General features: G+C 33.9%; 11 protein-coding genes. 7 read left to right on the forward strand and 4 right to left on the reverse strand.

The genetic code is table 11. From position 1 onward, the window contains the following. Window positions 1-446: 446 nt before the first annotated feature. Together GR162_RS00950 and GR162_RS00955 are read left to right on the forward strand one after the other, a co-directional pair. Window positions 447-2,081: a S8 family peptidase gene (locus tag GR162_RS00950; RefSeq protein ID WP_160780654.1), complete on the forward strand. Its 1,635-nt coding sequence runs from the start codon at window positions 447-449 to the stop codon at window positions 2,079-2,081. Between the two features lie 64 nt (window positions 2,082-2,145). Then, window positions 2,146-4,026, forward strand: coding sequence for a M1 family metallopeptidase (locus tag GR162_RS00955; protein WP_160780655.1), 1,881 nt, complete (start codon window positions 2,146-2,148; stop codon window positions 4,024-4,026). A gap of 74 nt (window positions 4,027-4,100) precedes the next feature. Here GR162_RS00955 and GR162_RS00960 read toward each other — a convergent pair whose 3' ends face one another. Continuing rightward, a complete protein-coding gene (locus GR162_RS00960) occupies window positions 4,101-5,039 on the reverse strand; it encodes an L-threonine 3-dehydrogenase (RefSeq protein WP_160780656.1) in 939 nt (312 codons plus the stop codon). 321 nt (window positions 5,040-5,360) lie between these two features. Here GR162_RS00960 and GR162_RS00965 point away from each other — a divergent pair, with 321 nt between their 5' ends. The 3 genes from GR162_RS00965 (at window position 5,361) to GR162_RS00975 (ending at window position 10,058) form a co-directional block, all read left to right on the forward strand. After that, window positions 5,361-5,969 (forward strand): hypothetical protein, encoded by a 609-nt coding sequence (locus tag GR162_RS00965; RefSeq protein WP_160780657.1) that lies wholly within the window; start codon window positions 5,361-5,363, stop codon window positions 5,967-5,969. Continuing rightward, window positions 5,962-9,327: a transcription-repair coupling factor gene (mfd, locus tag GR162_RS00970; RefSeq protein ID WP_160780658.1), complete on the forward strand. Its 3,366-nt coding sequence runs from the start codon at window positions 5,962-5,964 to the stop codon at window positions 9,325-9,327. The genes GR162_RS00965 and mfd overlap by 8 nt, the downstream gene beginning before the upstream one ends. 176 nt (window positions 9,328-9,503) lie before the next feature. Further along, complete coding sequence (locus GR162_RS00975) at window positions 9,504-10,058, forward strand: DUF5683 domain-containing protein (RefSeq protein WP_160780659.1); 555 nt, start codon at window positions 9,504-9,506, stop codon at window positions 10,056-10,058. 504 nt (window positions 10,059-10,562) lie between these two features. Here the strand turns inward: GR162_RS00975 and GR162_RS00980 are convergent. The 3 genes from GR162_RS00980 to GR162_RS00990 all read right to left on the reverse strand — a co-directional run bounded on the left by GR162_RS00980 (window position 10,563) and on the right by GR162_RS00990 (window position 12,765). Next, window positions 10,563-11,219, reverse strand: a complete 657-nt coding sequence (locus GR162_RS00980; RefSeq protein ID WP_008466087.1) for a hypothetical protein — start codon at window positions 11,217-11,219, stop codon at window positions 10,563-10,565. Window positions 11,220-11,342: 123 nt separating this feature from the next. Further along, window positions 11,343-11,714 carry a YraN family protein gene (locus GR162_RS00985; RefSeq protein ID WP_160780660.1) on the reverse strand — a complete coding sequence of 124 codons (372 nt, stop codon included), beginning with the start codon at window positions 11,712-11,714 and terminating at the stop codon, window positions 11,343-11,345. A gap of 151 nt (window positions 11,715-11,865) precedes the next feature. After that, window positions 11,866-12,765, reverse strand: a complete 900-nt coding sequence (locus tag GR162_RS00990; RefSeq protein WP_160780661.1) for an LD-carboxypeptidase — start codon at window positions 12,763-12,765, stop codon at window positions 11,866-11,868. Between the two features lie 229 nt (window positions 12,766-12,994). Between GR162_RS00990 and GR162_RS00995 the strand changes: the two genes are divergently transcribed. Both GR162_RS00995 and GR162_RS01000 read left to right on the forward strand, forming a co-directional pair. Continuing rightward, complete coding sequence (locus tag GR162_RS00995) at window positions 12,995-14,086, forward strand: endonuclease/exonuclease/phosphatase family protein (protein WP_160780662.1); 1,092 nt, start codon at window positions 12,995-12,997, stop codon at window positions 14,084-14,086. Window positions 14,087-14,204: 118 nt separating this feature from the next. After that, window positions 14,205-14,744 (forward strand): 3-hydroxyanthranilate 3,4-dioxygenase, encoded by a 540-nt coding sequence (locus tag GR162_RS01000; protein ID WP_160780663.1) that lies wholly within the window; start codon window positions 14,205-14,207, stop codon window positions 14,742-14,744. Window positions 14,745-14,799: the final 55 nt, after the last annotated feature.

Here is a 14,799-nt window from a genome sequence, read left to right on the forward strand (position 1 = left end):
CATAACGAATAAATTATGTTGTGAAAAATCCCACTTTCAATGAATCACAATGAATTTTTTTGTTTTAACCAATTGCAATATTGTTGGTTGAAGCGCAACTTCGAATGGTTTTGAACTAATATTGCAACAATAAGAGTAGTTTTATCTTCCATAAAATATGATTTAGAGTTAGGCCGCACAAGTATAAGCGATTTATAGGAGTAAACCTTACGTAAAGCCGTAAAGACTATATTTTTTATTGATTTTTTACGGTTCAAACCATTATAAGTATATTTTTGAATGAATACAATTACATCTATAATGATTTGATAGGTAAATGTTTGCGAATATTATAGATTTCAGTATTTTTCGTCAAAAATTCATAACACATTGTTAACAGTTAGTTTTTTGTAACAAAAAAGCATAATTTAGACCCATCTTTTAACTTTACTTATATTTATAGATACATGAGTCATATAAAACCTCTTAAATTATCTGCTTTTGCATTGCTTGTTTTAGCAGGATGCAGCGCTACAGTTCAAGCGCAGGTTTCTACTTCAAAGGAGTTTATTACAGCGCCGGCGGCGGTTGTGAAAAAAGCGCCTCTTAGCGAAAATGAATTAAAAAGATGGAGCCATCTTGATTTAATAAAAGATTCTATTCCAGGAATGAGTGTTGACAAAGCTTATGCTGAATTGCTGCAAGGCAAAAAAGGGCAGAAAGTAATTGTAGGAGTTGTAGATTCTGGTGTCGATATCGAGCATGAAGATTTGCAGGGAATGATCTGGACAAACAAAAAAGAAATTCCAGGAAACGGAATCGATGATGATAAAAACGGATTTATCGATGACGTTCACGGATGGAACTTCCTTGGAGATGCTGTTCATGAAAATCTAGAAATGACACGTATCGTAAAAAAAGCTGATGATGGTTCTCCAGAATATAAAGCAGCTTTGGCGCAATACACAGAGAAATATGAAAAAGCTTTAAAAGATAAACAGCAAGTAGACTTTTTGCTTGAGGTTCATAATACTATTAAAAAAGAGCTTAATAAGTCAACATATAAAATAGAAGACTTAAGTGCAATTACTTCTACAGATCCGAAAGTGGCAAGAAGTAAAGCAATTATGACTCAGATTTTTACAAATGCAGGTCCAACTTTTGATCCAGAAGCAGATTTCACAGAATACAAAGAACAAGTTGACGATCAGTTAAACTACAACTTGAACAAAGATTTTGACGGAAGAAAAATCGTTGGTGATAATCCAGAAGACATTAAAAACAATCATTATGGTAATAATGTAGTTTTTGGCCCAGATAAAGAAAAAGCACTTCACGGAACACACGTTGCGGGAATTATTGCTCAAATTAGAGGAAATAATTTAGGTGGAGACGGAGTAGCAACAAACGTTGAAATTTTGACTGTTAGAGCAGTTCCAGATGGAGACGAGTACGATAAAGATATTGCTTTAGCAATTCGTTATGCAGTAGACAATGGAGCAAAAGTAATCAACGGAAGTTTTGGAAAAAGCTTCTCTCCACACAAACAATGGGTTTACGATGCTATTCAATATGCGGCTAAAAAAGACGTTTTAATTGTTCATGCAGCAGGGAATGATGGTTACAATATTGATGAGGCCAAAAACATCAATTATCCAAACGATTCTAAAGACAACGTAAAAGAGTTTGCAGACAATTTAATTACAATTGGAGCGATTAATAAATCGTATGGTGAAAACGTTGTGGCTCCATTCTCGAACTTCGGAAAAATCAACGTAGACGTTTTTGCTCCAGGAGAAGAAATCTACGCAACGGTGCCAAACAATAAATACAAATATTTGCAAGGAACATCAATGGCTTCTCCAAATGCGGCAGGTGTTGCAGCATTAATTCGTTCTTATTATCCAAAATTAAAAGCAGCTCAGGTTAAAAAGATTTTAATGGACTCTGGAGTCGCTCTTCCTTCAATGGTTGTTTTGGGTGAAAGCGAAAATCCAGGTGAAAGCCCAAAAGCAGTTTCTTCTGTAGAATCATCAAAAACAGCTAAGATGGTAAACGCTTATAATGCTTTATTAATGGCTGAAAAGATGTCTAAAAAATAAACAATAATACACTATTAATCCAATGGAAGGGCGAAAGCTCTTCCATTTTCTATTACATATTAACATGCGAAAAATTATTTTACTTTCTTTCCTTAGCCTAGGGTTTAATTCGGCTTTTGCACAAAGCGCTCCATATTGGCAGCAGCACGCTGACTATAAAATGGAGGTTTCGATGGATGTAAAAAACTATCAGTACAAAGGAAAACAAGAATTGGTTTATACCAACAACTCTTCTGATACTCTAAAAAAGGTTTTCTATCATTTATATCCAAATGCTTTTCAACCAGGAAGTGAAATGGATGCGCGTCTTCATTTTATTAAAGATCCAGACGGAAGAATGGTAAACAAAGTAAAACAAGCTGACGGAAAAGAAGTAAAACAAAGCCGTATTGAAACTTTAAAACCTAACGAAATTGGGTATTTAAAAATCACAAACTTCAAACAAGATGGTGTTACTGCTCAAACGAGAGTTTCAGGAACAATCTTAGAAGTGACTTTAGCTAAACCAATCCTTCCAAATTCTAAAACGACTTTTACATTAGATTTTGACGGACAAGTTCCAGTTCAGATTCGTCGTTCAGGAAGAAACAATTCTGAAGGAGTTGAACTTTCTATGTCACAATGGTATCCAAAATTAGCAGAATTTGATTTTGAAGGATGGCACGCAGATCCGTACATCGCAAGAGAATTTCATGGCGTTTGGGGTAATTTTGATGTAAAAATTACAATCGATAAAGATTACACAATTGGTGGTTCAGGATATTTGCAAGACAAAAATTCAATTGGTCACGGTTACCAAGATGCAGGTGTAACGGTTGCATATCCTAAAAAAGCTAAAACACTTACATGGCATTTTATTGCGCCCAATGTTCACGATTTTACATGGGCTGCTGACAAGGAATATACACATGATATTGTAAAAGGACCAAATGATGTTGATTTGCATTTCTTCTACAAGAACAACGAAAAAACAACGGCAAACTGGAAACAATTAGAGCCTTTAATGGTTAAGGTAATGGAATATTACAACCAAAGAGTTGGAGCGTATCCATACAAACAATATTCATTTATTCAAGGTGGAGACGGTGGAATGGAGTACGCAATGTGTACTTTAATGTTAGGAAACGGAACTCTTGAAGGAATTCTAGGAACTGCAACGCACGAATTAGGACACTCTTGGTTCCAACATATTCTGGCTTCAAACGAATCAAAACACCCTTGGATGGATGAAGGTTTTACAACTTACATCGAAGACAGTGCTTTGAATGAATTAAAAGGAGACAAAAAAGAAGTAAACCCTTTTGCTGGAAATTATAAAGCATATTACAGTTTAGTAAATTCTGGAAAAGAACAGCCACAGACAACTCACGGAGATCGTTATGACGAAAACCGTCCATACAGTATTTCTTCTTATATCAAAGGAAGTCTTTTTCTTTCTCAGTTAGAATATGTAATTGGGAAAGATAACGTTGATGCAACCTTAAAAAGATATTTCAACGATTTCAAATTCAAACATCCGACTCCAAACGACATCAAAAGAACAGCTGAAAGAGTTTCAGGAGCTGAGTTGGATTGGTATTTGATTGACTGGACACAAACCACTAATACAATTGATTACGGAATTAAAGACGTCGCTGATAATGCAGGAAAAACAACAGTTTCTTTAGAAAGAATTGGAAGAATGCCAATGCCAATCGATTTAAAAGTGGATTATACAGACGGAACATCTGAAACATTCTATATTCCGTTAAGAATGATGAATTTTGTTAAACCAAATCCAAATCCGAACGAAAAAAGAACAGTTTTAGAAGATTGGGCTTGGGCACAGCAAAACTATAGTTTTACAATTGACAAAAACAAAACGTCAATCAAAAAAATCACTATCGATCCAAGCGGATTAATGGCTGACGTAAAACAAACAAACAATGTTTTTGAAGTGAAATAATATTCAAATTGGAATATAAAAAATCCCGTTTAGAATTTCTAAGCGGGATTTTTGTTTTTTATGGTAATTGAAATTTAACTCAAATGCTCCAGCATATCTTTTGTCATAGTTTCCAAATCAAATTTATGATTCCATCCCCAATCTTTTCTTGCTTCAGTATCGTCAATGCTTGCTGGCCAGCTGTCTGCAATTTTCTGACGGAAATCTGGATTGTAGGTAATTTCAAATTCTGGAATATGTTTTTTAATCTCAGCAGCAATTTCAGTTGGCGTAAAACTCATTGCAGCCAAATTGTATGAAGAATGTATTTTGATTTCTTCAGCTGGTGCTTTCATGATATTAATTGTTGCATCAATTGCATCATCCATATACATCATTGGCATTTTAGTTTCAGACGATAAAAAGCATTCGTACTTTTTATCGGCAATGGCCTTGTAGAAAATATCAACGGCATAATCTGTAGTTCCGCCGCCCGGAGGAGTAGACCAGCTTATTAAGCCTGGGTAACGAATACTGCGAACATCAACGCCATAAACATTATGGTAATATTCGCACCATCTTTCGCCAGATTGTTTACTGATTCCGTAAACTGTAGAAGGCTCCATAATGGTATATTGAGGCGTATTTTCTTTTGGAGTTGTTGGCCCGAAAACAGCAATACTAGAAGGCCAGAAAATTTTCTGAATTTTTTTTGCTTTCGCTAAATTCAAAACATGAAAAAGCGAATTCATATTTAAATCCCAAGCAAAAGCTGGGTTTTTCTCAGCAGTTGCAGACAAAAGAGCCGCCATCAGATAGACATCTGTGATTTTATGCACTTCAACCAAATGTTCAATCTGATTGAAATCTAAAGCATTGACCACTTCAAAAGGGCCTGAATTAACAACATCAGTATTTAATTTTCTAATATCAGAAGCGATAACATTCTCGGTTCCGTATAATTTACGCAGTTTTTGCGTCAGTTCTGTTCCAATCTGACCGCAGGCGCCAATGATCAATATTTTAGGATTCATTTCTTGATGATTTTTAGAGACACAAATATAACGTTTTCGCAATTACTTGTGCTTTTTTAAAGGATAAATTATAAATTCAATAATTAAAAAGTTTGTTTGTTATATTATTCTCTTTTAAGAGTGTGTCTTTGTGCCTTTTTGAGAATCCTTGAAAAAGCGCTATTTTATTGGAAAACCATCAAATGAAATATTTCTGATTAATTACCCGAATCGCCATTAAAACACAAAAAAATAACCTTGATTTATAGAATCTTTAGCAAAAAACAGAATTCATAATTGTAAATTTACTTCGTAACTTTGCAGTCTAACTATATTTTATCAATGAAATACCCAATATCTCTTTTTCTGCTTTTGACAACAGTGTTATTTTCTTGCCAAAATGAAAATGAAAAACGCCTTGCAGAAAATGCAAAAGAAGCGAAAAAGAAAGAAGCTATTTTTAATAATATAAATAAAGGCTGGACTTTTCTAGATGAGCCGATTAATGAAATCTCAGAATCGCAATTGAATTCTTGGACGGAGTGGCGTGAATTTATGAAAGAAATTGGAGAAAAGCCTAGAAAGACAATTGGTGCATTTCAGAAAAAATCGGCAGCTATTTCTAGAAAAGCAATGGCTCTAAATAACAATATTCCAGCTCAGTTTAACCAGCCTCAAATCAAAAGCCGTATTTCTATTTTGATTACTAAAATTAGAATGCTGGATTTGTTCATCCATTTAAATAAAATTCCAGACGATAAAGTGGTTTTTCTAATACAGGAAATCAATAAAGAACTGATTTCGTTGGAAAGACAAATGGATAAAATTGTCGAAAAAGCCAAAATCCCGAAAGAAGAAGGAGAAGAAGATTTCCTTAGAATGTTAGATACAACACGTGCGATTCCGAATTCGGCGCCGCCAATAGATCCAAATATACCGAAAGTTGAGTAAAAACGCCTTATATACTACATATGATAATCTGCCAAAAGCAGAGCAGATTGCCAAAAGTTTACTAGAAGGAAATCAGGTAAAAATGAACATCAGCGGATTGTTGGGATCTGCTGTTTCATTTATTATCCGTTCCGTTTTTAGGAAAACCGAACGGCCTTTTCTGATTGTTTTAGACAACAAAGAAGAAGCTGCGTATTACCTAAACGATTTGGAACAGATGATTGGAGAACAAGATGTATTGTTTTATCCAGCGTCATTTCGTCGTCCGTATCAAATTGATGAAACCGATAATGCCAATGTTCTGCTTCGCGCTGAGGTTTTAAACCGAATCAATTCTAGAAAAAAACCAGCCGTAATTGTTACCTATCCAGAAGCACTTTTTGAGAAAGTAGTTACGAGAAGAGAACTTGATAAAAACACTTTAAAAGTCGCTTTGAATGATAAAATTTCGATTGATTTTATCAACGAAGTTTTGTTTGAATACGAATTCAAAAGAGTAGATTTTATTACAGAACCTGGCGAATTTTCAGTCCGAGGAGGAATTGTCGATGTATTCTCTTTTTCAAACGATTATCCGTATAGAATTGAGTTTTTCGGAAATGAAGTAGACAGCATCAGAACTTTTGATGTTGAAACGCAATTATCGGTAGAAACGCATAAAAAAATCACGATTATACCGAATGTCGAGAACAAACTTTTTCAGGAAAACCGTGAGAGTTTTTTAGATTATATTGCCGAAAAAACAGTTCTTTTCATTCAAAATACCGAAGGACTTTTTAGCCAATTAGACAAACAATTTGCAAGAGCAGAAGAAGCTTTTGAGAAATTGTCGAAAGAAATAAAACATGCCACTCCGGAGCAATTGTTTTTAAATCAGGCTTCATTTATAAAACGAGCTTTGGATTTTTCGGTTGTAGAATTGGCTTCCAGACCAGTTTTTAAAACCACTAAAAAATTCGAATTCCATATTCAGCCTCAGCCTTCTTTCAACAAACAATTTGATTTATTGCTGAATAATTTGAGCGATAATCATTTTAACGGATATGTCAATTATCTGTTTTGTTCAAATGAAACGCAGGCGAAACGTTTTCACGATATTTTTGAAAGCTTAGACGAAGCCAATTCAGAAAACATCAGAAAACAATATCATACCATTGTATTGCCTTTGTACCAAGGTTTTATTGATGAAGAAAATCAGATAACGGCTTATACCGATCACCAGATTTTTGAGCGTTATCATAAATTCAATATCAAAAACGGCTATTCGAAAAAGCAGAATATCACTTTAAAAGAATTAACAGCACTTTCTGTAGGCGATTATGTAACGCATATCGATCACGGAATCGGGAAGTTTGGCGGATTGCAGAAAATTCAGGTTGAAGGCAAAACCCAAGAAGCCATAAAATTGGTTTATGCCGATAATGATATTGTGTATGTGAGCATTCACTCGCTTCATAAAATCTCGAAATACAACGGAAAAGATGGAACGCCTCCAAAAATCTATAAATTAGGTTCCAATGCGTGGAAAGTTTTAAAACAGAAAACCAAAGCGCGTGTCAAACATATTGCTTTCAACTTGATTCAGTTGTATGCAAAGCGTCGTTTGGAAAAAGGTTTTCAGTTTGCGCCTGATAGTTATCTTCAAAATGAGTTGGAAAGTTCGTTTATTTACGAAGATACGCCTGACCAAATGAAATCGACGGCGGAAGTAAAAGCCGATATGGAAAGCGATCGCCCAATGGATCGTTTGGTTTGTGGTGACGTTGGTTTTGGGAAAACAGAAGTTGCGATTCGTGCCGCATTTAAAGCGGTTGATAATAGCAAACAAGTTGCCGTTTTAGTTCCGACTACGATTTTGGCTTATCAGCATTATAGAACTTTTTCAGAACGTTTGAAAGATATGCCGGTTTCAATTGGCTATTTAAATAGATTTAGAACTGCGAAACAAAAAGCGCAGACTTTAAAAGATTTAGCCGACGGAAAACTGGATATTGTTATTGGAACGCATCAATTGGTAAACAAAAATGTGGTTTTTAAAGACCTTGGTTTATTGATTGTTGATGAAGAACAAAAGTTTGGAGTAAACGTAAAAGATAAATTAAAAACGATTGCTGCCAATGTTGATACGCTGACGTTAACCGCAACGCCAATTCCGAGAACTTTACAGTTTTCGTTAATGGCGGCGCGAGATTTATCGGTAATTACAACGCCTCCGCCAAATCGTTATCCAATTGAAACGAATGTGGTTGGTTTTAATGAAGAAATTATCAGAGATGCGATTTCGTATGAAATTCAAAGAAACGGACAGGTTTTCTTTATCAATAACCGAATCGAAAATATAAAAGAAGTGGCAGGAATGATTCAGCGTTTGGTTCCAAATGCAAGAGTCGGAATTGGCCACGGACAAATGGATGGCGCTAAACTCGAAGAATTGATGTTAGGTTTCATGAACGGAGATTTTGATGTTTTGGTCGCAACCACAATCATTGAGAGCGGATTGGACGTTCCAAATGCCAACACTATTTTCATTAACAATGCCAATAATTTTGGATTATCAGATTTGCATCAAATGCGAGGTCGAGTAGGGCGAAGCAACAAAAAAGCGTTCTGTTATTTCATCTGTCCGCCGTATTCATCCATGACGGAAGATGCGAGAAAGCGTATTCAGGCATTGGAGCAATTCAGCGAATTGGGAAGCGGTTTTAATATTGCGATGAAAGATCTTGAAATTCGTGGTGCGGGAGATTTATTAGGAGGTGAACAAAGTGGTTTCATCAATGAAATTGGTTTTGATACGTATCAGAAAATCATGAACGAAGCGATCGAAGAATTGAAGGAAAACGAATTCAAAGAATTGTATCCAGAGGAAAATGATATTGACACGAAAGAATACGTAAAAGACATTCAAATTGATGCCGATTTTGAGCTTTTATTCCCAGATGAATATATCAATAACGTTTCGGAACGTTTGGTTTTATATAACGAATTGAGCGCTATAAAAGACGAAGCTGGTCTACAGGAATTTGAGAAAAAACTAATTGACCGTTTCGGGCCATTGCCAAAACCTGCTGTTGCGTTATTAAACAGCATAAGAATAAAATGGATTGCGACTAAAGTCGGAATCGAGAAATTAGTTTTGAAACAAGGCAAAATGATTGGTTATTTCGTTTCTGATCAACAATCCGATTACTATCAATCGGTGAAGTTTAGAAATGTCTTGAACTTCGTTCAAAAACATGCGACACTTTGCAAAATGAAAGAAAAACAAACCGTAAACGGATTACGTTTGTTATTGACTTTTGAAAATGTGAAGTCAATTAAACGAGCTTTGGAGTTGATGGAGTTGTTTGAGGAGTAAAATAAAGTTTGCCACGAATTACACGAATTTCCACTAATCTTAAATTTAATTCGTGAAAATTCGTGTAATTCGTGGCAAACGAAATATAAAAAATTAAGCTTTCTTTATCTTTTATTTAAGAAAAATCTTAGAACTAAAAAGTTTTCTTTGAGTCAAATTTTCAAAGACAACTTTATATGCAGAACCAGCTTATTCTCCTATTTTTATTTTTAGGATTCACTACAATCTTCGCTCAAGAAAAAAACAAAATCATTTCGAAAGATTCTTTAAAATCGGAAAGGATTGATCCGCTTCGTCCAGCAAAAGCAGCATTTTATTCAGCTGTTTTACCAGGCTTAGGGCAAATTTATAATAAGAAATACTGGAAAGTTCCATTAGTGTACGGAGCAATTGGAACAAGCACTTATTTTTATATTGACAATCAGAAAAAATATAATTTATACCGAGACGAATACAAAAATAGGCTTGAAGGTAAAAAAAGCGATTCTGAATTTTTAGCACGCTTATCAGAAAGCCAATTGACAACTGCCCAAAAAGAATATCAGCGATACAGGGATTTATCAGCTCTATTTATAGTGGGATTTTATGTTTTAAATATTATTGATGCTAATATAGATGCCGCTTTATCGCAATTCAATGTTGATGAAAGGTTGGCATTTAAACCTGCTGTTATAAAAAACGATATCACATTCAATACTAATTTTGGGTTTGCTCTAAATTACTCTTTCTGATATTTGTAAAAAAAATCACTCCGAAGAGTGATTTAATGGCATTATTGTGGTTTTGGTTAGATAATTGTATCGTCAATTTGAAAAAAGTGGTATTAATTTGAATTCTAGCAACCGACTTTATTTCAAACAATTTAATTCAATATTAGTTTGGCTGTACAATCAAAAATCTCTCTTGTTTTTTGATGCGTTAGCAAATATATAAAAATATTATTCGTAATAAATTATATTTAAAAAAACTTATTTCGGATTTTTTGTTAGTTTTTTATATAAAAGACGTAAAATGCAGTGTAAAGTGGCCTTTTGCAAGTAAGTGTCATATTGACGCTTTTGCAGAAATAAAATTTATTTTAGGACTGTCTTTTGAGAATATTCTTATTTGATAAAAATGGAATTATACTTAGGCGTTATTTTACTCAAAAAAAAAATCCTTTTATCTTTTAATGAAAGATGAAAGGATTTTGTGTTATAAAGAAGAATCAAACGATTCTTAATATCTTATTTAATTTAGTTTTTCAAGTCTTTAATTACTTTAAAAGCTACATCAACTTGATCTTCTCCAACTAAAATGGTAAACTCATTTGAAGTCGAAATTACCTCATTGATGATAATTCCTTCCCAAGCCAAACGTTGGAAAATGAAATAATAGATTCCGGGAACAACAATGTTTTCTTTAGGTAATTTTACAGTAATAGAAGCTAAATTATCTAATTTCTGAATTAATTTTTCTCTCATAAAGTGTTTTTCAACTAAATGATTTACACTGCTGCTTACTACGATATTAGTTTCGTTTACTCCACGAGATGAGGTATAAAAAATATCAGATAAAGCATTAATATCCGAAATTAAATCTGCTTGTTTGTTTAAGACAGTTTCTGATGCTGCGAAAGTGTAATCTGTAAGTTCGGAACGAACGGTGATTTCACCTATATTTTTTATTACTTTATTGATTTTGTGGTTCAGTTTAAAATCTAGTTCTTCCGTCAGTCGTTTTAAAGACATTACTACAGCGCCTTGTTTTACTTCTTTTCCAAACTCACTTTCTAATTCGGTCATAATATTTCGCGAAAGTGATGTTAGGTTAATAATTCCGAGTGACAGGGCATTTAATAAAAATGGTTTTGTTTTAATGTAGTTTTCTACAATAGAAGAAACAGTTTTCATAATTCTTTTTTTTTTTTTGGTAACAGTTGAGTTGGTTTGTTAATTTAACATTGCGATGTTATAATTCTTTGCAAAGATAAATAAAAAAACAAATTGTTACAATTATAACAATAAAAAATTATGTTAAAAATGATAAAAAGCGTCAGTAAGATGTTCAATTGCAAATGATTCCCCGTTTTTATGGACTGCAATGATGTCAAAACGGATTTCTAAATCTTCTTGAAAATCCTTTTCCCTATCGTTTATGTAGGCATTTACTGCTTTAATGAGTAAGTGAATCTTTTTTTGCTTGACAAAATCTTGTGGAGAACCAAAATCTAAGCTCGAACGGGTCTTTACTTCAATAATGGCCAAAGTGGAATCTTTTTGTGCAATAATATCTATTTCTGCTTTCTGTATAACAAAGTTTCGTTCTACAATTGAATATCCGTTTTCTTCAAGATATGCAGCGGCGAGATCTTCGCCTAATTTCCCTAAATCATTATGTTCTGCCATGGGTTTTATTTTTTTGTTTCAGGTTTCAAGTTTCAAGTTTTTTTGCACGCAAAGACGCGAAGGCACAAAGAGTATTAAAACTTTGCAACTTCGCGTCTTTGCGAGATTTTATGTGGTATTTAGACTTACTTAAAGTATAAGCAACGTAGCATTACTTTTTAAAAGTAACTGTACTTCCAGAAGCAGTAACTTCTATAGAAACGGTATTTCCCATAATTAAAGCTCTATTGTCTCTAATATGTCCAGCTGGGAAATTAAAAATCACGGGAATGTTATATTTTTTAGTTACATCATCAATAATTTCTAAAGCATTTTTCCCCCAAGGCACTTCATTGTCCTTCATGCTTGTCATGCCTCCAATGATAATTCCTTTTAGATTTTCGATACATCCGTTACGTCTTAGATTCATCATCATACGGTCGATATGATAGAGATATTCATCTAAGTCTTCTATAAATAAAATTTTATCCTTGCAATCAATTGCAGATGGAGATCCTAATAAACTATATAAAATAGATAAGTTACCTCCAACCAATTCTCCCGTTGCACTTCCCAAACGATTCATTGGAGATGGGCTAATAGAGTAGGAAATAGGTTCGTTAAACAAAGCGGCTTTTAATGAACTTACGGCATCTGGAGTTGCTCTAGGAACAGTAACAGGCATAATACCGTGAATAGATTTATATCCCATCGTATTTAGATGGTTATGTAGTACCGTTACATCACTAAAACCGATAACCCATTTTGGGTGCTGTTTGAATTTAGTAAAATCTAATAAATCTAACATTCTAACCGTGCCATATCCGCCGCGAACGCACCAAATTGCTTTAATATTTGGATTGTCTAATTGCTTCTGGAAATCGGCAGCTCTCTGTTCGTCTGTTCCTGCCAGTTGATTATAATCCAAACCGATTGTTGATCCAATTACGGCTTCTAAACCCCAGCTGTGCAACAAATCTATTGTAGGTTTTAAATTGTCATCGATATTTTTTCTAGCTGTTGCTAAAAGCGCTACAGTATCTCCTTTTTGTAAATAAGGCGGTGTTATCATGTTTTGTTGAGATTGACAGTTGAATGATTGTAAAGCAAAAATAAGAAATGCGAGTTGAAACAGAATATTTAGCTTCTTAGTATTTAAAAGGTTTTTCATGATCATCATTTGCTTCTTTTCATTTGTATGAAAAAACAAATATAGAAATTTTAGATTTTAAATTTATTTGAAATTTCTTACAATTAAATAAAAAAGAGTAATATTGAAATGTTTTTTAAAATACTAATATATGCACTTTTTCAGAGTCTTTTTAATAGTTCTATTTTTTTCATTTCAAACGCAGTCTCAATCCAAAAAGTATAAAATACACACAGTAGCTTTTTACAATTTTGAAAACCTTTATGATACTGTTGATGACACATTTACAAACGATGATGAATGGACGCCAAACGGTGCGCAACATTGGACAACAGAAAAATATCAGCAGAAATTAAAAAACCTAGCAAAAGTTTTATCTGAAATTGGAACACCAGAAAATTCAAATGCCCCTACTTTAGTTGGTGGAGCAGAAATTGAAAACCGCGGTGTTTTAGAAGATTTAATAAAAGAACCGAAACTACAATCGTTGGATTTAGGAATCATTCATTTTGATTCTCCAGACAAACGTGGTATTGATGTAGCTTTGCTCTATCAGAAAAAATACTTTCGCCCGACTTCTTTTTCTAATATTCCTTTAATCATTTATAAAAAAGAAGTTCCTAAAAAAGAAGAACAATCAGAGGTTTTAGATGATGAAATTGAAGTTAAAAAAGAAAATAAAAATCGTGTTTTCACAAGAGACCAGCTTTTAGTTTCAGGATTTTTAGAAGATGAAGAAATACATATTATTGTCAATCACTGGCCATCCAGATCGGGTGGAGAAAAGGCAACAAGTTTATTCCGCGAAGCTGCAGGAAAATTGAACCGAAAAATTATAGATTCATTACAGCAGATTAATCCGAAGGCAAAAGTATTAACAATGGGAGATTTTAATGATGGACCATTCAATAAAAGTATAAAAACTGGGCTAGGAGCAAAAGGTGTAAAAACTGAAGTTGCTGAATTTGACGTTTTTAATCCGTTTGAAGAACTTGCCAATAAAGGTTTAGGAACGATTGCGTATCGTGACTCTTGGAATATTTTTGATCAAATTATCATGACGGCTTCTTTGGTTAAATCAGATTTTTCGACTTTTAATTTTTGGAAAGCAGGTATTTTCAATAGACCTTATCTTATTCAAAATTCAGGTGCATATAAGGGTTATCCGTTGCGTAATACACTCAGTGAAGCAGGTTTTAGTGATCACCTTCCGGTTTATGTGTATTTGATAAAGGAGTTTTAAGTAGAGGCGCACTGTAGTGCGTCTAACGTTTTCAGAAATTAAAATACAAACCCATAGACGCACTGCGGTGCGTCTCTACAATTTCACTACCTTAGCTTTTCATAAATTTTGAATAAAAATGGCAATAGCAAAACCTTTCAACTTAACTAAATGGATTGACGAAAACCGTCATTTATTAAAACCGCCAGTTGGAAATAAAAATCTTTACGTAGATTCTGGAGACTATATTGTGATGATTGTGGCGGGACCAAATGCAAGAAAAGATTATCATTATAACGAAACAGAAGAGCTTTTTTATCAGCTAGAAGGAAGCATAAAAGTGGTAATCCAGGAAGATGGCCAACGAAAGGAAATGGAATTAAATGCTGGAGATATGTATCTGCATCCGGCAAAAGTGCCACATTCTCCTGTTCGTTCAGAAGGCTCTATCGGACTTGTGATCGAAAGAAAACGTGCCGGACAAGGTTTTACTGATGGTTTGCTTTGGCATTGTGACAATTGCAATCATAAATTGTACGAAGTCTATTTTGAACTTCATAATATCGAGAAAGATTTTCTGCCTCATTTTGAGCATTTTTACAATTCAGAAGAACTAAGAACTTGCAATAACTGCGGAACTGTTATGGAAACGGATCCTAGGTTTGTAGCGAAGAAGTAAGAAATAAATTTTTAGTTGATTAAAAAACAAAACCCGTCAGGTTTTTAAAACCTGA

Origin of the sequence: Flavobacterium sp. HBTb2-11-1 (assembly GCF_009826975.1) — a bacterium.
Taxonomy (GTDB): Bacteria; Bacteroidota; Bacteroidia; order Flavobacteriales; family Flavobacteriaceae; genus Flavobacterium.

Bases quoted from the DNA above. Each gene is read 5' to 3' on its own strand.
- GR162_RS01000 (WP_160780663.1), top strand. From the start codon at position 14,205: ATGGCAATAGCAAAACCTTTCAACTTAACTAAATGGATTGACGAAAAC.
- GR162_RS00950 (WP_160780654.1), top strand. From the start codon at position 447: ATGAGTCATATAAAACCTCTTAAATTATCTGCTTTTGCATTGCTTGTT.
- GR162_RS00995 (WP_160780662.1), top strand. From the start codon at position 12,995: ATGCACTTTTTCAGAGTCTTTTTAATAGTTCTATTTTTTTCATTTCAA.
- GR162_RS00955 (WP_160780655.1), top strand. From the start codon at position 2,146: ATGCGAAAAATTATTTTACTTTCTTTCCTTAGCCTAGGGTTTAATTCG.
- GR162_RS00960 (WP_160780656.1), bottom strand. From the start codon at position 5,039: ATGAATCCTAAAATATTGATCATTGGCGCCTGCGGTCAGATTGGAACA.
- GR162_RS00990 (WP_160780661.1), bottom strand. From the start codon at position 12,765: ATGATAACACCGCCTTATTTACAAAAAGGAGATACTGTAGCGCTTTTA.
- GR162_RS00975 (WP_160780659.1), top strand. From the start codon at position 9,504: ATGCAGAACCAGCTTATTCTCCTATTTTTATTTTTAGGATTCACTACA.
- GR162_RS00985 (WP_160780660.1), bottom strand. From the start codon at position 11,714: ATGGCAGAACATAATGATTTAGGGAAATTAGGCGAAGATCTCGCCGCT.
- GR162_RS00980 (WP_008466087.1), bottom strand. From the start codon at position 11,219: ATGAAAACTGTTTCTTCTATTGTAGAAAACTACATTAAAACAAAACCA.
- GR162_RS00965 (WP_160780657.1), top strand. From the start codon at position 5,361: ATGAAATACCCAATATCTCTTTTTCTGCTTTTGACAACAGTGTTATTT.